Source organism: Caulobacter sp. GW821-FHT09B08 (assembly GCF_059418225.1).
In genome coordinates this window covers 131,406-153,541 of the sequence record NZ_JBWKPL010000007.1, presented here as the reverse complement: position 1 = coordinate 153,541, position 22,136 = coordinate 131,406, and the positions used below count along the sequence as shown (strand labels likewise).

Annotated in this window: 23 protein-coding genes and 1 pseudogene; 13 read left to right on the top strand and 11 right to left on the bottom strand. The window is 69.6% G+C overall.

Annotated elements, in window-relative coordinates; all coding sequences use genetic code 11:
- Positions 1–49: 49 nt before the first annotated feature.
- Positions 50–1,102, bottom strand: coding sequence for an RluA family pseudouridine synthase (locus AC07OA_RS19465; protein WP_494665471.1), 1,053 nt, complete (start codon positions 1,100–1,102; stop codon positions 50–52).
- A gap of 99 nt (positions 1,103–1,201) precedes the next feature.
- Here AC07OA_RS19465 and AC07OA_RS19460 point away from each other — a divergent pair, with 99 nt between their 5' ends.
- On the top strand, positions 1,202–3,712 hold the full coding sequence (locus AC07OA_RS19460; protein WP_494665470.1) for a TonB-dependent receptor: 2,511 nt from the start codon (positions 1,202–1,204) through the stop codon (positions 3,710–3,712).
- A 139-nt stretch (positions 3,713–3,851) separates the two neighbouring features.
- Here AC07OA_RS19460 and AC07OA_RS19455 read toward each other — a convergent pair whose 3' ends face one another.
- Positions 3,852–4,157, bottom strand: a complete 306-nt coding sequence (locus AC07OA_RS19455; RefSeq protein WP_494665469.1) for a ferritin family protein — start codon at positions 4,155–4,157, stop codon at positions 3,852–3,854.
- 75 nt (positions 4,158–4,232) lie between these two features.
- Here AC07OA_RS19455 and AC07OA_RS19450 point away from each other — a divergent pair, with 75 nt between their 5' ends.
- Positions 4,233–5,945 carry an alkaline phosphatase D family protein gene (locus tag AC07OA_RS19450; RefSeq protein ID WP_494665468.1) on the top strand — a complete coding sequence of 571 codons (1,713 nt, stop codon included), beginning with the start codon at positions 4,233–4,235 and terminating at the stop codon, positions 5,943–5,945.
- 150 nt (positions 5,946–6,095) lie between these two features.
- Here AC07OA_RS19450 and AC07OA_RS19445 read toward each other — a convergent pair whose 3' ends face one another.
- Entirely contained in the window at positions 6,096–6,761 is a 666-nt protein-coding gene (locus AC07OA_RS19445) for an O-methyltransferase (RefSeq protein WP_494665467.1), read from the bottom strand.
- Positions 6,762–6,853: 92 nt separating this feature from the next.
- On the opposite strand from AC07OA_RS19445, the gene AC07OA_RS19440 reads away from it, so the two are divergent.
- A complete protein-coding gene (locus AC07OA_RS19440; RefSeq protein WP_494665466.1) occupies positions 6,854–7,480 on the top strand; it encodes a TetR/AcrR family transcriptional regulator in 627 nt (208 codons plus the stop codon).
- Here the strand turns inward: AC07OA_RS19440 and AC07OA_RS19435 are convergent.
- Together AC07OA_RS19435 and hisI are read right to left on the bottom strand one after the other, a co-directional pair.
- Positions 7,477–8,106, bottom strand: coding sequence for a LysE family translocator (locus AC07OA_RS19435; RefSeq protein ID WP_494665465.1), 630 nt, complete (start codon positions 8,104–8,106; stop codon positions 7,477–7,479). The genes AC07OA_RS19440 and AC07OA_RS19435 overlap by 4 nt on opposite strands.
- Positions 8,107–8,185: 79 nt before the next feature.
- Positions 8,186–8,590: a phosphoribosyl-AMP cyclohydrolase gene (gene hisI, locus AC07OA_RS19430; RefSeq protein WP_494665464.1), complete on the bottom strand. Its 405-nt coding sequence runs from the start codon at positions 8,588–8,590 to the stop codon at positions 8,186–8,188.
- A 48-nt stretch (positions 8,591–8,638) separates the two neighbouring features.
- Between hisI and AC07OA_RS19425 the strand changes: the two genes are divergently transcribed.
- Both AC07OA_RS19425 and AC07OA_RS19420 read left to right on the top strand, forming a co-directional pair.
- Positions 8,639–9,451 carry a DUF817 domain-containing protein gene (locus tag AC07OA_RS19425; protein WP_494665616.1) on the top strand — a complete coding sequence of 271 codons (813 nt, stop codon included), beginning with the start codon at positions 8,639–8,641 and terminating at the stop codon, positions 9,449–9,451.
- 72 nt (positions 9,452–9,523) lie between these two features.
- A complete protein-coding gene (locus tag AC07OA_RS19420) occupies positions 9,524–10,126 on the top strand; it encodes a DUF998 domain-containing protein (RefSeq protein ID WP_494665463.1) in 603 nt (200 codons plus the stop codon).
- On the opposite strand, the gene AC07OA_RS19415 is transcribed toward AC07OA_RS19420, so the two are convergent.
- Positions 10,123–11,658: a UbiD family decarboxylase gene (locus AC07OA_RS19415; protein ID WP_494665462.1), complete on the bottom strand. Its 1,536-nt coding sequence runs from the start codon at positions 11,656–11,658 to the stop codon at positions 10,123–10,125. The two genes, AC07OA_RS19420 and AC07OA_RS19415, sit on opposite strands and share 4 nt — an antisense overlap.
- A 149-nt stretch (positions 11,659–11,807) precedes the next feature.
- Between AC07OA_RS19415 and AC07OA_RS19410 the strand changes: the two genes are divergently transcribed.
- On the top strand, positions 11,808–13,586 hold the full coding sequence (locus AC07OA_RS19410; protein WP_494665461.1) for a DUF4153 domain-containing protein: 1,779 nt from the start codon (positions 11,808–11,810) through the stop codon (positions 13,584–13,586).
- Here the strand turns inward: AC07OA_RS19410 and AC07OA_RS19405 are convergent.
- The 3 genes from AC07OA_RS19405 to AC07OA_RS19395 all read right to left on the bottom strand — a co-directional run bounded on the left by AC07OA_RS19405 (position 13,583) and on the right by AC07OA_RS19395 (position 16,275).
- Positions 13,583–15,373: an ABC transporter ATP-binding protein gene (locus AC07OA_RS19405; protein ID WP_494665460.1), complete on the bottom strand. Its 1,791-nt coding sequence runs from the start codon at positions 15,371–15,373 to the stop codon at positions 13,583–13,585. The two genes, AC07OA_RS19410 and AC07OA_RS19405, sit on opposite strands and share 4 nt — an antisense overlap.
- Positions 15,374–15,393: 20 nt before the next feature.
- Positions 15,394–15,666: a DUF454 family protein gene (locus AC07OA_RS19400; RefSeq protein WP_494665459.1), complete on the bottom strand. Its 273-nt coding sequence runs from the start codon at positions 15,664–15,666 to the stop codon at positions 15,394–15,396.
- A 375-nt stretch (positions 15,667–16,041) separates the two neighbouring features.
- Complete coding sequence (locus AC07OA_RS19395) at positions 16,042–16,275, bottom strand: hypothetical protein (protein ID WP_494665458.1); 234 nt, start codon at positions 16,273–16,275, stop codon at positions 16,042–16,044.
- Between the two features lie 256 nt (positions 16,276–16,531).
- On the opposite strand from AC07OA_RS19395, the gene ubiA reads away from it, so the two are divergent.
- Entirely contained in the window at positions 16,532–17,470 is a 939-nt protein-coding gene (ubiA, locus tag AC07OA_RS19390) for a 4-hydroxybenzoate octaprenyltransferase (RefSeq protein WP_494665457.1), read from the top strand.
- Positions 17,471–17,588: 118 nt separating this feature from the next.
- Here ubiA and AC07OA_RS19385 read toward each other — a convergent pair whose 3' ends face one another.
- On the bottom strand, positions 17,589–17,930 hold the full coding sequence (locus AC07OA_RS19385) for a lysozyme inhibitor LprI family protein (RefSeq protein WP_494665456.1): 342 nt from the start codon (positions 17,928–17,930) through the stop codon (positions 17,589–17,591).
- A 70-nt stretch (positions 17,931–18,000) separates the two neighbouring features.
- Between AC07OA_RS19385 and AC07OA_RS19380 the strand changes: the two genes are divergently transcribed.
- The 6 genes and pseudogenes from AC07OA_RS19380 to AC07OA_RS19355 all read left to right on the top strand — a co-directional run.
- Positions 18,001–18,942, top strand: a complete 942-nt coding sequence (locus AC07OA_RS19380; protein WP_494665455.1) for a fatty acid desaturase family protein — start codon at positions 18,001–18,003, stop codon at positions 18,940–18,942.
- A gap of 42 nt (positions 18,943–18,984) precedes the next feature.
- A complete protein-coding gene (locus tag AC07OA_RS19375) occupies positions 18,985–19,644 on the top strand; it encodes a class I SAM-dependent methyltransferase (RefSeq protein ID WP_494665454.1) in 660 nt (219 codons plus the stop codon).
- A 43-nt stretch (positions 19,645–19,687) separates the two neighbouring features.
- A complete protein-coding gene (locus AC07OA_RS19370) occupies positions 19,688–20,032 on the top strand; it encodes a VOC family protein (protein WP_494665453.1) in 345 nt (114 codons plus the stop codon).
- Between the two features lie 73 nt (positions 20,033–20,105).
- Positions 20,106–20,546 carry a YkgJ family cysteine cluster protein gene (locus tag AC07OA_RS19365; RefSeq protein ID WP_494665452.1) on the top strand — a complete coding sequence of 147 codons (441 nt, stop codon included), beginning with the start codon at positions 20,106–20,108 and terminating at the stop codon, positions 20,544–20,546.
- Positions 20,543–21,097, top strand: coding sequence for a YkgJ family cysteine cluster protein (locus AC07OA_RS19360; protein WP_494665451.1), 555 nt, complete (start codon positions 20,543–20,545; stop codon positions 21,095–21,097). Before AC07OA_RS19365 ends, AC07OA_RS19360 begins: the two co-directional genes overlap by 4 nt.
- 13 nt (positions 21,098–21,110) lie before the next feature.
- A pseudogene (locus tag AC07OA_RS19355) lies at positions 21,111–21,227 on the top strand (hypothetical protein); the annotation flags it as partial.
- Here the strand turns inward: AC07OA_RS19355 and AC07OA_RS19350 are convergent.
- Positions 21,226–22,107: an NAD-dependent epimerase/dehydratase family protein gene (locus AC07OA_RS19350; RefSeq protein ID WP_494665450.1), complete on the bottom strand. Its 882-nt coding sequence runs from the start codon at positions 22,105–22,107 to the stop codon at positions 21,226–21,228. The pseudogene AC07OA_RS19355 and the gene AC07OA_RS19350 overlap by 2 nt on opposite strands.
- Positions 22,108–22,136 lie beyond the last annotated feature (29 nt).

Genomic DNA, 22,136 nt, shown 5'->3' with positions numbered 1-22,136 from the left:
AACCGAATTAGGGCCTGAATGTATCCAGGTTGCAAGGCGAAGCTCCCCGTCAGAGGGCCTCCAGCGCCGCCTCCAGGGCCGCCATGTCCGGCGGCAGAGGGGTCTCGAACCGCAGCGTCTCGCCGGTGATCGGATGGACGAAGCCCAGCACGGCCGCGTGCAGAGCCTGGCGCGAGAAGCCGATGGCGGTGAGCGCGGCCTTGACCGGCGCGGCCGGGGCGCCGGCGCCGTAGACCGGATCGCCCAGGCACGGGCTGCCCTTGCTGGCCATGTGCACGCGGATCTGGTGGGTGCGGCCGGTTTCCAGGCGGCAGGCCACGCGCGAGGCCAGCGGCTTGTCGGGCGGGCCGAAGCTTTTCTCGACCTTGTAGTGGGTGATCGCCTCGCGGCCGCCGGCCTTCAGCACCGCCATCTTCTTGCGGTCGCCGGGCGAGCGACCGATGCGGGTGACGATGGTGGCGGCGGCCGGAGATGGCGCGCTCCGGGTCAGGGCCAGGTACATGCGGTCGATGTCGTGCTCGGCGAACAGGGCCGACAGCCCCTGGTGGGCGGCGTCGGTCTTGGCCGCCACCATCACGCCCGAGGTCTCCTTGTCCAGGCGGTGGACGATGCCGGGCCGGGCTACGCCGCCGATCCCCGACAGGCTGGCCCCGCAGTGGAACAGCAGGGCGTTGACCAGGGTGCCGGTCTCGCAGCCCGGCGCGGGGTGGGCGGCCATGCCGGCGGGCTTGTCGACCACGATCAGGTGGTTGTCCTCGTAGAGCACGGCCAGGGGGATGTCCTCGGGCTCGGGCTCGGCGGCCACGGGCGGCGGCACCCGCACCTCGTAGGTCCCGGCCGGGGCCTTGGCCTTGCCGTCGGTCATGGCGCGGGGCTCGCGGCCGTCCGCGACCAGAAACACCTGTCCGGCCGCGATCAGGGCCTGCAGGCGAGCCCGCGACAGGTCCGGAGCGGCGGTCGCCAGCGCCTTGTCCAGCCGCTGGCCGGCCAGGTCGGCGTCCAGTTCGACCCGCAGCGTCTCGCCAACGCCCGTTTGAGGGGCGTCGATGTCGTCGATTTCATCATCGATCGGGTCTGGGGCCTGGGCGGTCGGCTGGATCAAGGCTTCTTCATGGCTCCGTCATATGTGCGTCGCATCGACGACATCGCCAACGCCTAACGGCTCAGGTTCCTAAGCCTTGCGTATTTGAGGGGATAGTCGATGCGCGCGATCCGCACCACCTTGCTCATGGGGGCTGTCAGCAGCCTGGCCCTCGTCGCGGCCACGGCCCAAGCCGCCGAAACCGCGCCGGCCGACCCGACCACCATCGAGGAATTGGTCGTCACCGCCCAGAAGCGCGAGCAGAAGACCCTCGACGTTCCGATCGCCCTGACCGCCTATTCGGGCGACACGCTGGAAAAGCTGGGCGTGCAGGAGTTCGACAAGCTGTCGCTGTTCGTGCCCGGCTTCCAGGTGCAGAACCAGTCGCCCAACAACCCCGGCTTCGTGATGCGCGGCATCACCTCCGACAGCGGCGAGGCCACGGTCGAGCCGCGCGTGTCGATCTTCCAGGACGGCGTGTCGATCTCCAAGTCGCGCGGCTCGTACGTCGAGCTGTTCGACGTCCAGCGCATCGAGGCGGCCAAGGGGCCGCAATCGACCCTGTTCGGCCGCGGCGCCCTGATCGGCGCGGTCAACATCATCCAGAACAAGGCCGACCCCAAGGCGCTGGACTGGCGTCTGGCGGCGGAGGGCGGCGACCACGGCTACGGCCTGTTCGAGGGCATGGCCAACGTGCCGGTCGGCGACACCTTCGCCATCCGCCTGGCCGGCCGCTACAAGGAGCGCGACGGCGCCATCGAGAACCTGGCGGGCGGCCGCAACCTGGGTTCGACCGACACCGGCGCCCTGCGCCTGTCGGCCCACTGGTCGCCGACCGACAAGTTCAACGCCGACCTGATCCTGAACTACCAGGCCGACCATCCGACCGGCACATCGTTCAAGTCCAACACCTTCAACCCGACCAACACGGCCACCGGCCAGGCCATCGGCGACCGCGATCCCAACACCGGCGCGGCCCTGTCGGCCGGTCCCGGCTTCCTGGGCGGCGCGCAGCTGGGCCTCAAGCGCTTCGTCTCGGGCGCCACGGCCCTGGTCGACTACCGCTTCAACGACGCCTGGAAACTGTCGTCGATCACGGCGGCCCGCCGCTTCCAGGCCACCGAAGTGTTCGATCCGGACGGCTTCGCCCTGCCGATGCTGACCTTCGCCGAGGACGCGCGCGGCCGGCAGTACAGCCAGGAGTTCCGCCTGAACTACGACGCCGGCGGCCCGATCAGCGCCTTCGCGGGCGTCAGCTATTTCGACGAGGACGCCCGCACCCTGGTCGACTCGCAGATCGACGAGCGCTACGCCCTGGCCCTGATCACCGGCCAGCTGACCAAGCCCAATCCGCAGCCGACCGCGCTGCTCACCAACAACGCCTTCCTGTCGGCCCTGGTCACCGGCCTCAGCGGCGGGGCCATCACCGGCGCGGCCGCCCAGGGCATCGCCAATAACCTGCACGCCCACCGCGAGCGCTACACCAACTACGGCACGACCCAGTCGTTCGACGTCTATGGCGACGCCACCTGGCGCCTGAACGAGCAGTTCGAGATCTCGGCGGGCCTGCGCTACACCCACGATGAGAAATCCAGCGGCTACGGCTCCAGCGTCGACGATCGCTCGATCCTGGGCGCCCTGATCGCCCTGCCTTCGATCCTGCCCACCCTGACGCCCGCCCAGCAGGCCGGCTTCATCCAGGGCCTGGCCACGCCCGGCGCGGCCAACATCCCGACCTCGGCCGGCTATCCGATCCCGATGTTCGGCATCGTCTCCCAGCCCACCAGCAACAACGGCGACGTCTATTCCAAGGACTTCTCCGACGAGGGCCTGACCTGGCGCCTGGTGGGCCGCTACAAGCCGACTCCCAACACCAGCCTCTACGCCTCCTACGCCCGGGGCCGCCGTCCCGAGGTGCTGTCGACCGGCCAGCCGTCGGCCCCCGGCGGCGCGGCCAAGTTCACCCCGGTCTCGGCCGAGACGGTGGATTCCTTCGAGGTCGGCGCCAAGACCCGCACCCTGGGCGGTCGCCTGAGCCTGGAGGGTGCGGTCTACGCCTACGACTACGACAACTTCCAGACCACGATCCTGGTCAACACCAAGCCGACCACCACCAACGCCGGCAAGGCCAAGACCTACGGCTTCGAGGGCCAGGCGATCTGGGAGGCGGCGTCCTTCGCCCAGCTGTTCGCCAACTACGCCTACAGCCACGGCCGCTTCGACACCGGCATCTACGACGGCAACCGCTTCCGCCTGTCGCCCGACCACAAGATCTCGGCCGGCGCCACCCTGTCGGCCGAAGCCCTGAAGGGCCGCTTCAGCTTCACCCCGACCTACACCTGGCAGTCCAAGGTCTATTTCTCGGACGACAACGACATCGCCTCGCTGCAGGTCAGCAACCTGCTGCCCGACCTGGTGCGCGACGAGTTCCAGGACTCTTACGGCCTCGTCGACCTGCGCCTGGAGTACCAGCCGTCCTTCGCCCACTGGAAGGTCGGCGCCTTCGTCACCAACGCCACCGACGAGAAGTACATCAAGGACGCCGGCAACACCGGCGACGCCTTCGGCATCCCCACCTTCATCGCCGGCAACCCGCGCTACTACGGCGTGACCTTCTCGCTGAAGCGGTAGGGGTTTTCTTCTCCTCCCCCGTGAAACGGGGGAGGTGTCCGCGCAGCGGACGAAGGGGCGTCGTGCGACGGCCGGACGCCCCCTCCGTCACGATGCGTATCCGCATCGCGCCACCTCCCCCGCTACGCGGGTGAGGAGGTTATTTCGTAGCCTCTTCCTCGCGGCCGGTGATCGAGCCTTCGGTGAAGAGATATTCCTGCAGTTGTTCGTCCGTCTCCGGATCGTTCCGGCGCAGCCATTCCAGAACCATGGCCGCGTGCTCCAGCTCTTCTCGCGCGTTATGCAGCAGGATCTTGCGCAGCTCCTCGTCGTCGCAGTCGTCGGCGCGCTGACGATACCAGTCCACCGCCTCCAGCTCCTCGATCAGGGAGGTGATGGCGTAGTGCTGGTTCAAGGTCTTTGCGCGGAGTTTCTCGCGCGGAACGTGGAGGCCTTCGCTGGACATGCGTCATGATCCTGTTGTGTCCGAAGGCTAACGCACGACCGGTCGAAGCGGCGCCATTACCCCTGGGAGTTGAGCATGACCATCGATAGACGCCGGGCGCTAGCCCTGTTCGGACTGGGCGGCGCCGGGGCGGCGGGCCAGGCGATGGCGGCCACGCCGCGTGGCCTCTACCAGGGGCGGGCCAGCTTCCGGCACGGCGTCGCCTCGGGCGATCCGCTGCACGACCGGGTGGTGCTGTGGACCCGGGCCACCCCCGAGGGCGCCACGACCGCCTCGATCGGCGTGCGCTGGGACGTGGCCACGGACGCGGGCTTCAAGACCATCGTCCGCCAGGGCCACGCCACGGCCGACGCCGCCCGCGACCACACGGTCAAGGTGGACGTCACCGGCCTGAAGCCGGGCGCGGACTACTATTACCGCTTCCGCCAGGCCAAGGACGGCAAGGCCCTGGGCAAGGGCGTTTCGGGCCGCACCCGCACCCTGCCCAAGGGCGCGACCAAGGACGTGGTCCTGGCCGTGGCCTCGTGCTCGCTCTATCCCAACGGCTATTTCAACGCCTACGACGCCATCGCCAAGCTGCCGCGCGTCGATGCGGTGCTGCACCTGGGCGACTACATCTACGAATACGGCGCCGCGCCCGACGACTACGGCATGACCTCGCCGACAGCCAAGAGCCGCGTGCCCGACCCGCCGCGCGAGATCGTCAGCCTGGCCGACTACCGCCGTCGCCACGCCCTCTACAAGACCGACCCGGCCCTGCAGGCCGCCCACGCCCGGGCGCCGTGGATCGTGGTCTGGGACGACCACGAGACCGCCAACGACAGCTGGGTGACCGGAGCCGAGAACCACCAGCCCAAGACGGAAGGCGACTGGACCAAGCGCAAGGCCGCGGCGATCAAGGCCTATTACGAGTGGATGCCGATCCGCGAACCGGCGCCCGGGACCCTGCCCGATGCCGCCTGGCGCGGCTTCCAGTTCGGCGACGTCGCCACCCTCTTGATGACCGAGACCCGGCTGACGGCCCGCACGCCCCAGCTGGACTACGGCCGGGATCTCGCCGGTCCGGACGGCGCGCCCGACTTCGCCGCCTTCGCCGCCAAGCTGAAGAACCCCGATCACCGCATGATGGGCCAGGGCCAGGAGCAGTGGCTGGCCCGCCAGGTGGACGCCTCGGTCAAGGCCGGCACGGCCTGGCAGGTGCTGGGCAACCAGGTGGTGATGGCCCGGGTGGCCGCGCCGAACCTCAAGGCCCAGATGGGCGACCAGGCCTACGCCGCCTATCTGGCCAAGCTGCCGCCCAAGATCGCCAAGCTGGTGGAGCAGGCCCGGGCCCTGTCGGCGATCGACACCCCCGGCAATCTCGACGCCTGGGACGGCTATCCGGCCGACCGCGAGCGGGTCTACGACATCTTCAAGTCGGTCAAGGCGCGGCCCATCGTGCTGGCCGGCGACAGCCACGCCTTCTGGGCCAACGAGCTGTGGGACGACGCCGGCGCCAAGCGGGTGGCGGCCGAGTTCGGCGTCACCTCGGTGACCTCGCCCGGCTATGGCGACTACCTGCCCGAAGCGCCGGTCGACGCGGCGTTCGTGGCTCGCAACAAGGAAGTGAAGTTCACCGACCAGGCGGCCAAGGGCTACCTCCTGCTGACCCTGGAGCACGGCAAGGCCACGGGCGAACTGATCGCGGTCTCCACGATCCTCGAGCCGAAGTACGAGACTCGCGTGCTCAAGCGCTTCGTGGTCACGCCCGGCGACGAGGGCGGGGTCAAAGCGCTGGCGGAGGGGTAGTCAAAAGCAGCTGTCATCCCGGACAAGCCCGGCGAGAGCCGGGCGCCGATCCGGGACCGACCTGGAACGCGGCGCTTAGGCGTCGGTCCCGGATCGGCGCGCTGCGCGCTTGTCCGGGATGACAGATCAGTTTGCTGCTCGGCCAGAACCTCACCCCAGCTTCATCGACAGTTCCACGTCCTCGGCGAACGGGATCGACAGATAGCCCTGGGCCGGATCGCGCACCCGGGCCAGGTAGTCCGGGGCGTAGTCGGCGTTGTCGGCGACGATCAGGGCGCCGGGGCGCAGGCGGCTTTCCACCAGGGCCAGGATCTCCGGATAGAGGGCCTTGGCGCCGTCCAGCAGCAACAGGTCGATGGTCTCGGGCAGGTCGACGGCCAGGGTCTGCAGCGCGTCGCCCTGGCGAATCTCGACCAGGTCGATCACCCCGCCGACGGTCAGATTGCCTCGGGCGCGCTCGACCTTGGAGGGCTCGAACTCGCTGGTGATCAGCCGCCCGCCGCCGTTGTCGCGCAGGGCCGCGGCCAGGTAGAGGGTCGAGATGCCGAACGAGGTCCCGAACTCGACGATGGCCCGGGCCTTGGCGCCGCGCGCCAGCATGTAGAGCAACACCCCCGTCTCCCGTGAGACGGCCAGGGGGAAGTCCTTCAGGCGGCCGTAGAAGTCCGCGTAGTCGGTCTTGCTGCGCATCAGGCGCTCGTGGTCCTCCCCGGTCAGGGCCGCGAAGTCGGGATGGTTCCTGGGCGAGTTGGCCTCGGCCTCCTCGAACAGGCGGTCCAGCAGGGGCGCGATGGGCGCGGTGGTCAGGGTGCTCATGGTGTCTTCAGTCTCGAAAAGGCGCGTCGTTGCGCCCGACTGAAAATGCGACTAATTCGTCAGGTTCGATATTCGCATTGCCAGGCGTCGCCGTGACCGACCGTCCAAGTCCCCGGATTTCCTCGCGAAAACAGCCCCAGCAGGCCCGCTCGACCGAGCTGGTCGCGGCCATCCTCGAGGCGGCGGTTCAGGTTCTGGCCAGGGAAGGGGCGGCGCGGTTCACCACGGCCCGGGTGGCCGAGAAGGCCGGCGTCAGCGTCGGCTCGGTCTACCAGTACTTCCCCAACAAGGCCGCGATCCTGTTCCGGCTGCAGGCCGACGAGTGGCGCCAGACCGCCGACCTGCTGCGCGGCATATTGCAGGACGCGGCCACCCCGCCGCTGGACCGGCTGCGGGCCCTGGTCCACGCCTTCGTGCGGTCCGAATGCGAGGAGGCGGCCATGCGCGGGGCGCTGGACGACGCCGCCCCGCTCTATCGCGACGCCCCCGAGGCCCGCGCGGCCCGGGTGTCGGGAACGCAGGTGGTCCGCGACTTCATGCGCGAGGTCCTGCCCGATACGCCCGACGCCGTCCGCGACCTGGCGGGCGAGCTGATCTCATCGACCCTCAAGCAGGGCGGCAAGGCCTTCTCGGAGGCGCCGCGCACGGACACGGAGATCGTGGCCTACAGCGATGCCATGGCCGACATGTTCGCGGCCTATCTGAAGAGCCTGGCCTAGCGCCTCTCCAGGGCGATCCGCACCCCGAAGGCCACGAAGACCCCGCCGGTCACCCTGTCCAGCCACTTCACCACGCCGGGCCTGCGCAGCGCCTTGGCGATGGGCGCGGTGGCCAGGATCAGTCCGCCGGACCAGAGGAGGCCCAGCACCACGTGAATCGCCGCCAGCAGCAGGCCGAAGGCGGCCGGATTGGCGTCCGCCGGGATGAACTGGGGCAGGAACGAAACGTAGAACACCCCGACCTTGGGATTGAGCAGGTTGTTCCAGAACCCCTTGGCCAGGGCCGAGGCCAGGCCCCCTTGTGGCGGGGCTTCGCCGGCGCCGGTGTCGAAGCTGGCGCGGGGCTTCCTCAGCAGATTGACGCCCAGCCAGACCAGATAGGCCGCGCCCGCCCACTTCAGGATCGTGTAGGCCGTGTGCGAGGCCACCAGCAGCGCCCCGGCCCCGAAGGCCGCCGCCGCGCCCCAGGCCAGGCACCCCAGACCGATCCCCACCGCCACGGCGCTGGCCCGCCGCCAGCCCTCGGCGGCGGCCGTGCGCAGCACCAGAGCGGTGTCCAGGCCCGGCGTGATGGTCAGTAGGCCCGCGGCGACGGCGAAGGCGATCAGGGCTTGGGCGGTGGTCACGGCGATCTCCACACGGTCTGCAAATCTCGTCGCCAACGGCTCGACGCCGTCGGCGCAGGTTGGCGCGATGAGAAGAGCCTCAAGCCTCGCGTTCGACCAGCGCCCCGTTCTCCCAGACGCGGTAGAAACACGACCGGGCGCCGGTGTGGCAGGCGCCCCCGTCGCCTTGCGGGCGGACCTTGATCAGGACGGCGTCCTGGTCGCAGTCGATTCGCAGCTCGGTGACGATCTGCAGCTGGCCGCTGGTCTCGCCCTTCTTCCAGAGGCTGTTGCGCGAGCGGCTGAAATAGTGGGCGATCCCCGTGTCGAGGGTCAGCTTCAGCGCCTCGTCGTTCATCCAGGCGAACATCAGGATCTCGCCGGTGTCGGCGTGCTGGGCGATGGCCGCGACCAGGCCGGCGGCGTCGAAGCGCGGGGTGATGGCCAGGCCGTGCTCGAGCGCGGTCTTGTCGGCGGCGGCGGGGAAGAGCGGAGAGGCGGTCATGGGCGCACATATGGCGTAAAAGCCTGGATCAAGGAACGGGTCGCGGCGCTGGATGCGCGGGCCAGGCCCTGGGCGGAGCGTTCGCGCCTGAACGGCTGGGCCTACGAGTTCCTGCTGTTCGGCCTCAAACAGGCCTGGGCCTGCCTGTTCGGCGGCCTGATGCTGGCCCTGATCGTCGCCACGCACCTGTGGTGGCCGGACGCCGCGCCGCTGGCGCGCTACGACTTTCTCGTCATCGCCTCGGTCGCCATCCAGGCCGCCCTGCTGGCCCTGAAGCTGGAGCGGCGGGACGAAGCGGTGGTGATCGCCGTCTTCCATGTGGTCGGCACGGTGATGGAGGTGTTCAAGACCGCCCACGGCTCGTGGATCTATCCCGAACCCGGCACCTTCCGCGTCGGCGGCGTACCCCTGTTCAGCGGCTTCATGTACGCCTGCGTGGGCAGCTACATCGCCCGGATCTGGCGACTGATGGACTTCCGGTTCACCGGCTATCCGCCGGCCTGGGCGCCGTGGACCGTGGCGGTCCTGGCCTATCTGAACTTCTTTTCCCACCACTACGGGCCCGACATCCGCATGGGCCTGTTCGCCGCCACGGTGGTGATGTTCGGCCGGACCTTCGTGGTCTTCACGCCCGACCGCGTGGCCCGGCGGATGCCGCTGCTGCTGGGCCTGACCCTGGTGGCCCTGTTCATCTGGCTGGCGGAGAACCTGGGCACCCTGGCCGGCGCCTGGGCCTATCCCAGCCAGAGCGCGGGCTGGATCATGGTGCCGGTGACCAAGCTGGGGGCGTGGTTCCTGTTGATGATGCTGAGCTTCGTGCTGGTCTCGGCGACGCATCGGCCCGGGAGGGCGGAAGCTTGAGACATTTCGGCGCCGCCTGGGGTTGTGCGGACCTGACCGTGCGGGCCATGGTCGGCGACGAGGGGACCTTCCATGAGCGATTCATCGATCCGACCGCCACGCGCCCTGTTGTGGGGAGCGGTCCTGCTGCCCGTGCTCTATTTCGGCGTCCAACTGGCCCTGGCGCCGTTGTTCCCCGGCTACAGCCTGCTGCGCGACGCCACCAGCGTGCTGGGCTCGGACAGCTCGCCCGTCGCGACCTGGTTCAACGGGGTGGCGATCCTGTCGGGCTTCGGCGGCCTGGCGGGGACGGCGGGGCTGGCGACGGCCATGAGGCGGGATCCGGCCTGGCTGCGGTGGCCGATCGCGTTGGCGGTGCTGGTCATCGCCCTGGGCTGCTTCTGGGCGGGGATCTTCCCGCTGCCCCATCCGCTGCATCCGAAGAACCCGTCGATGATCGGCGTCCTGGCCTTGCCGCCGCTGCTGGCCCTGGGCGGCTGGCGCGCGCCGTCGTTGCGGCCCCTGCGGGTTTATCTGCTGCTGAACCTCGTGGGTTTCCTGGTCATGATCCCACTGATGGCCGGCGTGATCCCGTTGGACCGCGCGGCACTGGGCGGGCTGCTCCAGCGCCTGCTGACCCTGACGGTGTTCGCGCCGATCGGGGTGCTGGGCTGGAGCGCCCTGCGCCGCGCTTAGGCCTTCTTCCAGATCGGTTTCCCGTTCCCCGGCAGGCCCAGCCGCGACCACTTCTCGCTGACGGCGTCGATCACCGACTGGTCCATGCGGATTTCCTGGCCCCACTCGCGGGTGGTCTCGGGCTCCCACTTGTCGGTGGCGTCGAGACCGATCTTGCTGCCCAGGCCGCTGACCGGGCTGGCGAAGTCGAGATAGTCGATGGGGGTGTGCTCGATCACCGTGATGTCCCGCGCGGGGTCCATCTTGGTGCTGATCGCCCACATCACGTCCTTCCAGTCGCGGGCGTTGATGTCGTGGTCCACGACGATCACCCACTTGGTGTACATGAACTGGCGCAGATAGCTCCAGACGCCCAGCATCACCCGCTTGGCGTGGCCCGGATAGGCCTTCTTCATCGACACCACGGCGATGCGGTAGCTGCAGCCCTCGGGCGGCAGCCAGAAGTCGACGATCTCGGGGAACTGCTGGCGGATCAGCGGAATGAAGACCTCGTTCAGCGCCTCGCCCAGCACCGAGGGCTCGTCCGGCGGACGGCCGGTGAAGGTGGTCAGATAGATCGGCTGCTTCCTCATGGTGATCGCCGTCACCTGGAAGACCGGGAACTTCTCGACGCTGTTGTAGTAGCCGGTGTGGTCGCCGTAGGGGCCCTCGTCCTCGTATTCGTCGAGCAGGACGTGGCCCTCGATGACGATCTCGGCGTGGGCCGGCACCATCAGCGGCACGGTCTTGGCGGGCACCAGATCGACCTTGGCCCCGCGCAGCAGGCCGGCGAACTGGTATTCGCTGAGGGTGTCGGGCACCGGCGTCACGGCCGCCAGGATGGTGCCGGGATCGGCGCCCAGCACGGCGCAGGCGGGCAGGGGCTCTTTCTTCCCCGCCTTCTTGTGGCGGGCATAGTGCTGGGCCCCGCCGCGATGGGCCAGCCAGCGCATGATGCAGCGGTCCTTGGACAGGACCTGCATGCGGTAGATGCCCAGGTTGAAGTCGTCCTCGCGGTCCTTGCCCGGACCCTTGGTGACCACCAGCGGCCAGGTGATCAGCGGCGCCGGCTCGCCCGGCCAGCAGGTCTGGACGGGCAGCTTGGAGAGGTCGATGTCGTCGCCGGTCAGCACCACTTCCTGCACCGGAGCCTTCTTCACCGTGCCCGGCCGCATGGCCATGACGGTCTTGGCCAGGGGCAGCATGTCCAGGGCGTCCTTGAGGCCCTTGGGCGGCTGGGGCTGGCGCAGGAAGGCCAGCAGTTCGCCCACCTCGCGCAGTTCGCCGGCGGTGGTGCGCGGCTCGCCGCCCAGGGTGACGCCCATGGCCACCCGCTTGACCGTGCCGAACAGGTTGGCGAGCGCGGGCATCGGCGAGCGCGTGCCGTCGGGCAGGATCACGTTCTCGAACAGCACCGCCGGCCCGCCCGTGGCCAGCAGGCGCGTCTGGATCTCGGTCATCTCCAGCACGGTGGAGACAGGCTCGGTCACCCGCACCAGCTCGCCCTGCGCCTCGAGGACGTCGATGAATTCGCGAAGCGAGCGATAGGCCATGCCGAGGGACTCCTGAACGGCGCGGAACCTAGAGTCCGCACCGCCCCCCGGCAAGCTCGCCTCCGAAAGCTTCGCCCCCAACACGCTCAAGCTAGGCGCCGCGCGCCCGGCGTGATCTCTGGCTTCACGACATTGAAGGTTGCAGCGCGATGACCGACCTCTTCCCCCCGGCCGATCCCGTCGATCCGCGCGCGATCCGCCGCGCTACCCTGATCCGGCTGGTCACGGGCCTGGCTCAAGGGCTGCTGCTGTACGGTCTCTACCAGGCCGACAAGTCCAAGGTCTGGCCCGCCACCCAGCGCGAGGTCTACGGCGCCCTGCTGATGGTCTTCCTGTTCGTGCCGTTCGTGGTGCTGGCGGGGGTGTCGGCCCTGCGCTTCCGTACCCTGGCCGTCTGGAAGGGCGTGGCGGTGGTGACGGCCGCGGGCCTGGGCGCCTATGGCGTCTGGAGCGGCGATCCGGCGGCCAAGGGCGTCGACGGCCTGGGACCGCACACCTTCCTGGCCATGGCGGCCCTGGTCTTCATCGGCCATCACCTGGTCCAGCCGGCCGACGCGGAGCGGCGGCGGATCGCCCGCTACCCGACCTATTTCGACGTCACCTGGAAGCACGGGGTGCAGGGGGCGCTGTCGCTGGGCTTCACCGGCGCCTTCTGGCTGCTGCTGTTCCTGGCCTCGGCCCTGTTCAAGCTGATCGGGATCGACGCCATCGAGACGCTGATCAAGCACGAGGCCTTCGCCTTCCCCGCCACCGCCGTGATGTTCGCCGCCGCCGTCCAGCTGACCGACGTGCGGGCCAATCTGGTGCGCGGGGTGCGCACCGTGGCCCTGACCCTGCTGTCCTGGCTGCTGCCGCTGATGGCCCTGATCGCCGGCGCCTTCCTGCTGACCCTGCCGTTCACGGGGCTGGAGCCGCTGTGGAAGACCCGCAGCGCCACGGCCATCCTGCTGACCGCCGACGCCTTCCTGATCCTGCTGACCAACGCGGCCTATCAGGACGGGACCGAGAAGACGGCCGTGGTGCTGAAATGGGCCGCGCGGCTGGCCGGCGTCCTGCTGGTCCCGATCACGATCCTGGCCGCCTATGGCCTCTCCCTGCGCATCGGCCAGTACGGCCTCAGCCCCGACCGGATCGTGGCCGCCGCCTGCGTGCTGGTCGCGACCGGCTACGCGGTCGGCTACACGGTCGCGGCCGTGCGGCCCGGCGCCTGGATGAAGGTGCTGGAGACCACCAACATCGCCATGGCCTTCGTGGTGATCGCCGTGCTGCTGGCCCTGTTCACGCCCCTAGCCGATCCCCGGCGGCTGTCGGCGCAGGACCAGATGGCGCGGCTCAAGGCCGGCAAGGTCTCGGCCAAGGACTTCGACTACGCCGCCCTGCGCTTCGACGACGGCCGCTACGGCCGCGAGGCGCTGGACGCGCTGACGCGCCACCCCGATCCGGCCATCAAGGCCGGGGCCGTCGCGGCCACCAAGCTCGAGAGCCGGCCCTACCGCACGGCGGGGGTCCCGGCGCCGGACCGCTTCAAGGAGACCACGGTCTATCCGAAGGGCCAGACCCTGCCCAAGAGCTTCGTCGACCAGACCTGGGGCGTTCTGGAGCAGCCGGACTGCCTGCCCGGCTACCTGACGTGCAGCGCGGTGCTGCTCGACGTCGACCACGACGGCGTGGCCGAGGTGCTGATCTCCAGCGGATCGACCTTCGACATCTTCAAGATCGATGCGGCCGGCGTTTGGGCCAAGACGGCCGAGACCACCCCGGCCTGCCAGGGCGTCCAGAAGTCGCTGGAGGCGGGCGACATCCATGTCGCCCCGTCCCTGCCGGCTCAGGACCTGATCGTCGGCGGCAAGCGGCTGCGGATCGCGCCCGTCCAGCCCTGCGGTTCGGATAGCCAGGAGGTGTTGGTGCAGACGGCGAAGAAGCCTTAGGCCACGCCTTCCGACACCGCGTTCAGCCGCGCATAGACCCCACCGCGCGCCTTCAGTTCGCCGTGGCGGCCTTCCTCGACGACGCGGCCGTTCTGGAAGACCAGGATGCGGTCGGCGCCGCGCACGGTCGACAGGCGGTGGGCGATGACGATGGTCGTGCGGCCGTGCATCAGGGCCTCGGCGGCCTCCTGCACCTGACCCTCGGTCTCGACGTCGAGCGAGGAGGTGGCCTCGTCCATCACCAGGATCGGGGCGTTGGTCAGGAAGGCCCGGGCGATGGCCACGCGCTGGCGCTCGCCGCCGGACAGCTTGATGCCTCGCTCGCCCACCAGGGTGTCGTAGCCCTGGGGCAGGCGCAGGATGAAGTCGTGGGCGCGCGCCTTCTTGGCCGCCTCGACGATCTCCTCGATCGTGGCGTCCGGGCGGCCATAAGCGATGTTTTCGCGCAGGGTGCGGTGGAACAGGGCCGGGTCCTGCGGCACCACGGCGATGGCGCGGCGCAGGGAGCCTTGCGTCACTTCCGACACGTCCTGGCCGTCGATGACGATCCGCCCGCCCTGCAGGTCGTGCAGGCGCTGGATCAGCCGCACGAAGGTCGACTTGCCCGAGCCCGTCGGTCCCACCAGGGCCACGCGCTCGCCCGGGGCGATCTTCAGGCTGAAGTGGTCGTAGAGCGGCGCGCCGGCCGAGCGGTAGCGGAAGGTCACGTCCTCGAAGGCCACGGCCCCGGGACCGCGCTGGAAATCGGGCGCGCCGGGAACGTCGGCGATCTGGGGCGCCAGGCCCTCCCAGGCGGCCAGGTCCTCGGTGTCGTCCAGGCCCTTCTGCATCATGCGGATGTTTTCGCCCAGATTGCGCAGATAGCCGCTCATCAGCATGAAGGCGGTGATGGCGAAGGCCACGTCGCCGGGGGTGGCGGTCCCTTTGGCCCAGGCATGGATCATCGCCGCCGTCAGCCCGCCCTGCAGCAGCACCAGCAAGAGGTTCTGGCCCAGCCACACGTCGGTGAACTTGTGCCAGGTCAGCATCACCGCGTCGCGCCAGGCGGCGGTGACCTGGGCCACGCGGGCGCTCTCGCGGGCCTCGGCGCCGAAGCTCTTGACCGTGGGGTTGGAGGTCACCGCGTCGGCCAGGGCCGCGCCGATCCGGGAGTCCAGGGCGTTGGACTTCAGATTGTAGGGCCGCACATAGCGGGCGGTGACCAGCAGGTTGAGGGCCAGATAGGCGGCCACCACCACCAGGGCCACGCCGCCCGCCAGGGGCTGGCGCAGCAGCAGCATCACCGACAGGCCGGTCAGCACGATCAGGCTGGGGGCCAGCCAGATGGTGGTGGCGTCGGTGACGCTGTCATAGCCCCACATGCCCCGGGTCAGCTTGCGCACCGTGGCGCCGGCGAAGCTGTCGGCGTGCCAGTCGGACGAGAAGGCCTGGACGCGGGCGTAGCCCTCGTTGGTCATCTCCTCCATGTTGCGCGCGGCCAGGGGGATCCAGAACCGCATGGCGATGTTGCGGATCACGGTGAAGCCCAGATAGACGCCCACGAAGGCGACCCAGGCCATCCAGGCCGCGTCGATGGCCGAGGGGCCCTTGGTGACGGTGTCGATCAGACGGCCCGAGGCCCACGGCAGGGCCAGATCGAAGCAGATCGCCACCAGGGTCAGGCCGACGCCGGCCGCGAACAGCCCCTTCCGCCGCAGCCAGAAGCGCACGATGAAGCCCAGCACCCGGGCGTTGCTCAGGGCGCGGCGGCGGCCGGTTTCGTCTTCGTCGTCGATGGGATCGGACATGGTGGGCGACAGATAGGCTTTTAGCGCCGCTTTTTCGACCCGCCGAATGGGCGCCAGCGCAGATACCAGCGGATGGCCGGGCCGATGATCGGGGTGCGCAGCAGCGGCCGCACCGCGTGGGGCCGGGTCTTCAGGAAGCACATCACCGCCCCGATCCAGAAGACCGTGGTCGGCATGCCCGGCACGAAGGCTCCGACGGCGCCCGTGGCGAACAGGGCCGCGCCCAGGCCGTCCAGCACCCAGTGCACGGGTCGGGACAGGCGCTTGCGGGGCGGGCGGGAAGGCGGAGTCATCGGTCCGAATGTGGTCGATCGCGGCGCGCTTCGCCAGTCCTCGCCCCAGTCTGGCGACTTGGGGTTCTGCGCGGGGAAAATAGGGGATTCCCCGATGGCGGGGCGAGCTTGGCCGGGATCATCGTGCGGAGCGTCCCACCCTGTCCGCCCGGAGCCGTCCATGAGGATCGATCCAGCCCGACAGTTGCGTACCGCCATCGCCGCCTATCTCCTGGTCTGCCTGCTGATGCTGGGCCTGGCGCTGACCTTGCCCGTGGCGCGGTGGTGGGGCGGGTAGGTCAGAGGCGCACCCGCTTGCCCCCACCTGACCGCTTCGCGGTCTGTCCGCCCCCGTAGGGGGACGGAGCGCCGAAGGCGCGAAGGGGGCAAGTGCGGTCAGGCGAAGCGCAGGTGGCTCAGCCTATCGCCGCGCAGTCCGGCTCGGATCCGAGGACCGAACTTCGTCGCCGAGGTCAGCCGTTCCACCATCCCGACGTCGCCCGCCCGCTCGAACGCCCGCGCCGCGCCGGTCCACAGGGCGGTGGTGACCGGGTGGGGCAGGGCGATCCCGGCGGCGAGGCCGAGGGCCAGCAGGGTCCAGGCTTCCAGGCGGTCGATGAGAGCGGGCATTGGAACAGGCCTTTCGAAGCTTAAGGAGGAGGGCCACCGCTTGGGGGCTGAGGGCGGCGGCCCTCCTCGAGCGCGAAAACAGCGGGGGATCGCCGTCTCGCGGCGGGACCGTCGATCTTCGGTCCCGGAACGACCTCAGCTTTGGACCTTCGCGTTCGATAAATCCAATTGATCGTTTTTGCCGACGATATTGTCTGCGTCTATGGAAGTTCGCGCGGCGTTGCGCGAGGCCGGAGCGGAAGGCTAAGCCAGGGCCATGACCACGCCCGACAACGCCATCCTGCCCGACGCCGCCGCCGGGAACTGGGTCGACCGCCATGCGCCGCCGGCCCTGCGGCCCTGGCTGAAGCTGGGCCGGTTCGACCGGCCGGCGGGGATCTGGCTGCTGATGCTGCCCGGCTGGCAGGGCATCGCCCTGGCCGCCTCGGGCAAGGGCCAGTTGCCCAATCCGCTGCTGCTGATCGCCTTCTTCGTGGGGGCGGCCCTGATGCGGGCGGCGGGCTGCGCCTTCAACGATATCGTCGACCGCGACTTCGACGCCCAGGTCAGCCGCACGGCCATGCGCCCGATCCCCGCCGGCCTGATCAGCGTCAAACAGGCCTGGGCCTTCGTGATCGGCTGCTGCCTGGTCAGCTTCCTGATCCTGATCTGCCTGGGCTGGCTGGCCATCGGTCTGGGCGTGGCCTCGCTGGCGCTGGTCGCCGCCTATCCGTTCATGAAGCGGATCACCTGGTGGCCCCAGGCGTGGCTGGGCCTGACCTTCAACTGGGGCGCGCTGCTGGGCTACGCGGCCGCGACCCACAGCCTGGATTGGCCGGCCGTGCTGCTCTACGCCAGCGGCATCTTCTGGACCCTGGGCTACGACACGATCTACGCCGTCCAGGACCTGGAGGACGACGCCCTGGCGGGAGTGAAGTCCTCGGCCCGCCGCCTGGGCGACCACGCCCAGAAGGGGGTGCTGGCCTTCTACGTCGCCTGTTTCGTGCTGCTGATCGCGGCGGCCTGGGCGGGCGACGTGGGACCGCTGTTCCTGCCGCTGGCGGGCCTCTTCGCCGTCCACCTGTCGCGCCAGGCCGCCGCCTTGCGGCTAGACGACCCGGTCGGGGCGCTGGCGCTGTTCAAGTCCAACACCCAGGCCGGGTTCGTGGTGTTCCTGGCCCTGGTGGCGGGCGTGTGGAAGCCGGCGGGGTTCTAGCGCCGTAAACCCCCTCAGTCGCTCCGCGACAGCTCCCCCTGAGGGGGAGCATTGCTCGGCCTAGATCCTCCCCCTTTGGGGGAGGTGGCCCAGAGGGCCGGAGGGGGTCTTCGCCGCCCTAGAACGGCCCCGCGTGATAGATCCGGTCCATCGACCGGTTCAGCTGATCCAGCCGGCGGTCGTAGGCGCGGTTCAGGCACGCGCGGTTGGCGCCGCAGGTCTTGCGGTCGCGCAGCCACTGCTGCTGGTCGTCCATCAGGGCGCCGCGGCTGCCCATGCCCATAGTGCGCTTGTTGACGTCGTAGAGCACCGACATGCGCACGTCCTTGTCGTTCAGGGCCATGTTGGCGCAGATCGCCTTCTCGTCGGCGGTGCGGGCCTTGGCGCAGTCGAAGCTGGCCGCTTGAGTCGCGACAGGGACGGCGAAGGTCAGGGCCAGGGCGGTCAGGATCAGGCGCATGGGGTCTCCGGAAAGGGCGTGACGTCGGGTCATCCTGTAAGGCGGAAGATGAATGTGGCATGATGGTTCCATGGCCGTCGCGTCACGTATCAAGCCGCAAGAGCTGTTCACGCCGGAGGAATGGGGCCCGCTGTCGGCGCGCTCGCGCTGGAAGGGGATCGCCATGGTCGCCCATGCCTGGGCGGTGATCATCGGCGCCGGCGCGGTGTTCGTGATCTGGCCCAATCCGCTGACCTACGTCCTGGCGGTGATGCTGATCGGGGCGCGCCAGCTGGGCCTGGCGATCCTGATGCACGAGGCGGCCCACGGCGGGCTGCACCCGAACCTCAAGGTCAACGACTGGATCGGCGAGTGGCTGTGCGCCGCCCCCACCGGCGCCTCCCTGGCCAAGTATCGGCCCTATCACCTGACGCACCACAAATACGCCCAGCAGGCCGAGGATCCGGACCTGGTGCTGTCGGCTCCGTTCCCGACCACCCGCGCCTCCCTGCGTCGCAAGATCGTGCGCGACCTGACCGGCCAGACCTTCTTCAAGCAGCGGTTCGGTCCGCTGCTGGGCAAGCTGAAGGGCGACCAGCCCAAGGGCGCGATCTTCACCGGCGAGGTCACGCGCCAGGCGCCGTTCCTGCTGTGGAACCTGGGCCTGCTGGTCGCGCTCAGCGCCGTTGGCCTGTGGTGGGCGTGGCTGGCCCTGTGGATCGTGCCGATGGCGACCTGGTTTCCGCTGGTCACCCGCCTGCGCAACATCGCCGAGCACGCCCTGGTGGCCAAGGACGAGCCCGACCCGTTCCGCCACGCCCGCACCACCCGGGCCAACTGGATCGAGCGCGCGCTGATCGCGCCCTACCACGTCAACTTCCACGCCGAGCATCACCTGTTCATGCACATGCCGTGCTGGAACCTGCCCAGGGCCCACCGCCTGCTGGTGGCCAAGGGGCGGACCGAAGGCATGCTGAGCGCGCCCGGCTACATCTCCGTGCTGAAGGCCGCGTCCAGCCGCGTTCCGGCCTAGACGGGCCTCGCCTCGCGGCCGCCCCGATGCTCTAAGGCGGCCATGATCGTCCAGACGCTGGAAGGCCGCCGCGCCTTCATCCGCCAGAACACCGTGCTCCAGGCGCCGCCGCACGCGCCCGAACTGGTGCTGCACCTGGCCGACGAGGTCACCCCGCTCTGGAAGCTGACCGAGGAGGCTCTCGAGGAGATCGGCCTGCCGCCGCCGTTCTGGGCCTTCGCCTGGGCCGGCGGCCAGGCCCTGGCGCGCTACATCCTGGACCATCCCGAAACGGTCGCCGGCAAGACCGTGGTCGATTTCGCCACCGGCTCGGGCCTGGTGGCCGTGGCGGCGATGAAGGCCGGCGCCGCCCGCGTGCTGGCCAACGACATCGACGTCTTCTGCGAGGCCGCCGTGACCCTCAACGCCGAGGCCAACGGGGTCGCCATCGACTTCACCGGCGCCAACCTCTTGGAGGGCGAGCCCCCGGAGGCCGATGTGCTGCTGGCCGGCGACATCTGCTACGAGCGGCCGATGGCCGAAGCGGTGATGGCCTGGCTGGCCAAGGGCCGGGCGCGGGGCGCGGCCGTGCTGATCGGCGATCCGGGCCGCACCTATTTCCCCAAGGACGGGCTGGTGAAACTGGCCGAATACCAGGTGCCGACCACGCGCGAACTGGAGGACATGGCGGTCAAGCGCACCAGCGTCTGGACTCTGCCGTGACGGCGATCTAGAACATAAAGAGAACAATCAAGGAGGCGCGGCCATGCGCGAAGACGGCAAGATCGACTATATCGAATGGCCCGCCGGCGACCTGCCGGCCACCAAGGCCTTCTACACGGCCGCCTTCGGCTGGGCCTTCGCCGACTACGGCCCCGACTACGCCGCCTTCGAGGGCCAGGGGACGGACGGCGGCTTCGCGGTCCCGCAGGAGGGCTCGGCCGATAAGCCGCTGGTGGTGCTCTACGCCCACGATATCGAGGCCATGCTGGCCAAGGTGACGGCGGCGGGCGGGACGATCACCAAGCCGATCTTCGCCTTCCCGGGCGGGCGGCGGTTCCACTTCACCGATCCTTCGGGCAACGAGCTGGCGGTGTGGAGCGAGACCTGAGGGCGGGGCTCGCGAAAAACCGTCACGAAACCGCGATAAATCCGTCTCCTGACGATTTGGGGAGCGGACGACGGTGGGCGAGGCCAGGACCTGCGACGATTGCGGGATGTGCTGCAAGCTGATGGGCGTGGCCGCCATCGACAAGGCGCCCCACGTCTGGTGCGGCCATTTCAAGAAGGGCGCGGGCTGCGCCATCTATGTCGACCGGCCCAAGGCCTGCGCCGACTTCTCCTGCTACTGGCTGCACGCGCCCAATCTGGACGACCGCTGGCGACCGGACCGGGCGCGATTCGTGCTGCATCGCGAGGACGAGGGCCGCACCCTGGTGGTCGAGGTCGATCCGGCCTCGCCCGAGGCCTGGCGCAAGGCGCCGTTCCACGACACGTTCAAGGCCTGGGCGGCGCGCGGCGCGTCCCAGGGCCTGACCCTCAACGTCCTGGTGGGCCGGCGCGGCTTCACCGTCCTGCCCGACCGCGATGTCGATCACGGTCTGGTGCGCGAGATCCCCGCATGAGCGACCCCGTTTCCGCCGCCCCTTCCAAATCGTGCGGCTCGTGCGGCATGTGCTGCAAGGTGCTGCACATCAGCGAACTCCAGAAGCCCGCCGGCGAATGGTGCGGCGTCTATCGCAAGGGCTCGGGCTGCGGCGACTACGAGGGCCGCCCGCCGGCCTGCCGGGGCTTCCACTGCCTGTGGCTGACCTCCGACAAGCTCGACGACGCCTGGCGCCCCGACAAGGCCGGCTTCCTGATGTACCCCGACCGCGACGGCAAGCGGCTGAACGTGGTGGTCGACCCGGGCAAGCCGGTGTCGTGGAAGCGCGAGCCCTACTATTCGCGCCTGAAGGCCATGTCGCGGCGGGCCTATGACGGCTACGAACTGCTGGTCTGCATCGGCGAGCGCCGGGTCGTGATGTTCCCCGACCAGGACGCCGACCTGGGCGTGCTCAACCCCGACCACAAGATCGTCAGCGGCTATGTCGAACGCGACGGCGCGCAGGTGCCGTTCGCGATGGTGCTGAGCGACGCGGAGGGGGAGGGGGCGGACCCTCTCCCTCTCCCATAGGGAGAGGGTCGGGGTGAGGGGTTACGGTGTCCGACGGAGCGCCGGCACGCCGTCAGGCCTCGTAACCCCTCACCCTCCCATCGCTGCGCGACGGGCCCCTCCCTCTCCCTCTGGGAGAGGGTCAAAATTCAGAACCTCGGCCGGAAATCCCTCGGCTTCCACCCGAAATCCCGTCGCGCATCCGCGTCGTCGAAGGTCAGGTTCTGGGCCATGCGGTCGCCCATGGTCGCGGTGGCGCCGGGATAGAACGGCTTGGCCAGGGTCAGCAGCAGGCGGAACAGCCACGGCGGCAAGCTCACGATCGCCGGGCGACGACCCAGCCCCTCGTAGATCCGTTCGGCCATGGTCCGGTAGGTCAGGGTCTCGCCGCCCACCAGGTCGTAGGTCCGGTCGTGGGCGGCCGCCGCCGTGGCCGCGGCGATGGCGCCGTCGGCCAGGTCGTGGGCGTGGACCGGCTGGCGCAGGCCCTCGCCCCGGCCCGACAGCGGCAGCACCTTGAACCGCCGGATCAGGCCGGCCAGGCGGCTGACATTGCCGTCGCGGCCCTCCAGATAGATCAGGGTCGGGCGCAGGATCGTCCACGCCACGTCGTTGGCGGCGCAGAACGCCTCGACCGCGCTCTCCGCCTGGGCCAGGGAGGCGGCCACGGCGCGCTCCTCGGCATTGGGCGAGTCCAGCTTGGTGAAGCGGCTGGTCGAGGAGAAGGCCACCAGCCGCACCATGCCCTTGGCCTTCAGGGCCGGCAGGGCCTGGGGCAAGAGCCACAGCGGCGACAACGCGAACACCGTGGCCACGGTGGGCAGTTCGTCCGAAAGGTTCGGGTCGGTCAGGTCGCCGTCCACCCAGCAGACGTCGTCGCCGGGCGGGCGGCGGCTGAGGGCCACCGGCTCCAGGCCGTCGGCGTTCAGCCGCGCCAGCAGGAACTCGCCGATCAGGCTGGTCGCGCCCAGCACCAGGACCGGCGAGGCCAGGATCGAGCGCAGAGGCGGGCGGGGGTTCTCGGCGTCCATCTTCCCCCTATAGTCGTGCTGTGGATGGC

Coding starts and splice junctions, on each gene's coding strand:
- AC07OA_RS19460 (WP_494665470.1), top strand. CDS start 1,202: ATGCGCGCGATCCGCACCACCTTGCTCATGGGGGCTGTCAGCAGCCTG.
- AC07OA_RS19450 (WP_494665468.1), top strand. CDS start 4,233: ATGACCATCGATAGACGCCGGGCGCTAGCCCTGTTCGGACTGGGCGGC.
- AC07OA_RS19375 (WP_494665454.1), top strand. CDS start 18,985: ATGATCGTCCAGACGCTGGAAGGCCGCCGCGCCTTCATCCGCCAGAAC.
- AC07OA_RS19415 (WP_494665462.1), bottom strand. CDS start 11,658: ATGGCCTATCGCTCGCTTCGCGAATTCATCGACGTCCTCGAGGCGCAG.
- AC07OA_RS19395 (WP_494665458.1), bottom strand. CDS start 16,275: ATGCCCGCTCTCATCGACCGCCTGGAAGCCTGGACCCTGCTGGCCCTC.
- AC07OA_RS19360 (WP_494665451.1), top strand. CDS start 20,543: ATGAGCGACCCCGTTTCCGCCGCCCCTTCCAAATCGTGCGGCTCGTGC.
- AC07OA_RS19405 (WP_494665460.1), bottom strand. CDS start 15,373: ATGTCCGATCCCATCGACGACGAAGACGAAACCGGCCGCCGCCGCGCC.
- AC07OA_RS19420 (WP_494665463.1), top strand. CDS start 9,524: ATGAGCGATTCATCGATCCGACCGCCACGCGCCCTGTTGTGGGGAGCG.
- AC07OA_RS19455 (WP_494665469.1), bottom strand. CDS start 4,157: ATGTCCAGCGAAGGCCTCCACGTTCCGCGCGAGAAACTCCGCGCAAAG.
- AC07OA_RS19400 (WP_494665459.1), bottom strand. CDS start 15,666: ATGACTCCGCCTTCCCGCCCGCCCCGCAAGCGCCTGTCCCGACCCGTG.
- AC07OA_RS19350 (WP_494665450.1), bottom strand. CDS start 22,107: ATGGACGCCGAGAACCCCCGCCCGCCTCTGCGCTCGATCCTGGCCTCG.
- AC07OA_RS19385 (WP_494665456.1), bottom strand. CDS start 17,930: ATGCGCCTGATCCTGACCGCCCTGGCCCTGACCTTCGCCGTCCCTGTC.
- ubiA (WP_494665457.1), top strand. CDS start 16,532: ATGACCACGCCCGACAACGCCATCCTGCCCGACGCCGCCGCCGGGAAC.
- AC07OA_RS19445 (WP_494665467.1), bottom strand. CDS start 6,761: ATGAGCACCCTGACCACCGCGCCCATCGCGCCCCTGCTGGACCGCCTG.
- AC07OA_RS19380 (WP_494665455.1), top strand. CDS start 18,001: ATGGCCGTCGCGTCACGTATCAAGCCGCAAGAGCTGTTCACGCCGGAG.
- AC07OA_RS19370 (WP_494665453.1), top strand. CDS start 19,688: ATGCGCGAAGACGGCAAGATCGACTATATCGAATGGCCCGCCGGCGAC.
- AC07OA_RS19410 (WP_494665461.1), top strand. CDS start 11,808: ATGACCGACCTCTTCCCCCCGGCCGATCCCGTCGATCCGCGCGCGATC.
- hisI (WP_494665464.1), bottom strand. CDS start 8,590: ATGACCGCCTCTCCGCTCTTCCCCGCCGCCGCCGACAAGACCGCGCTC.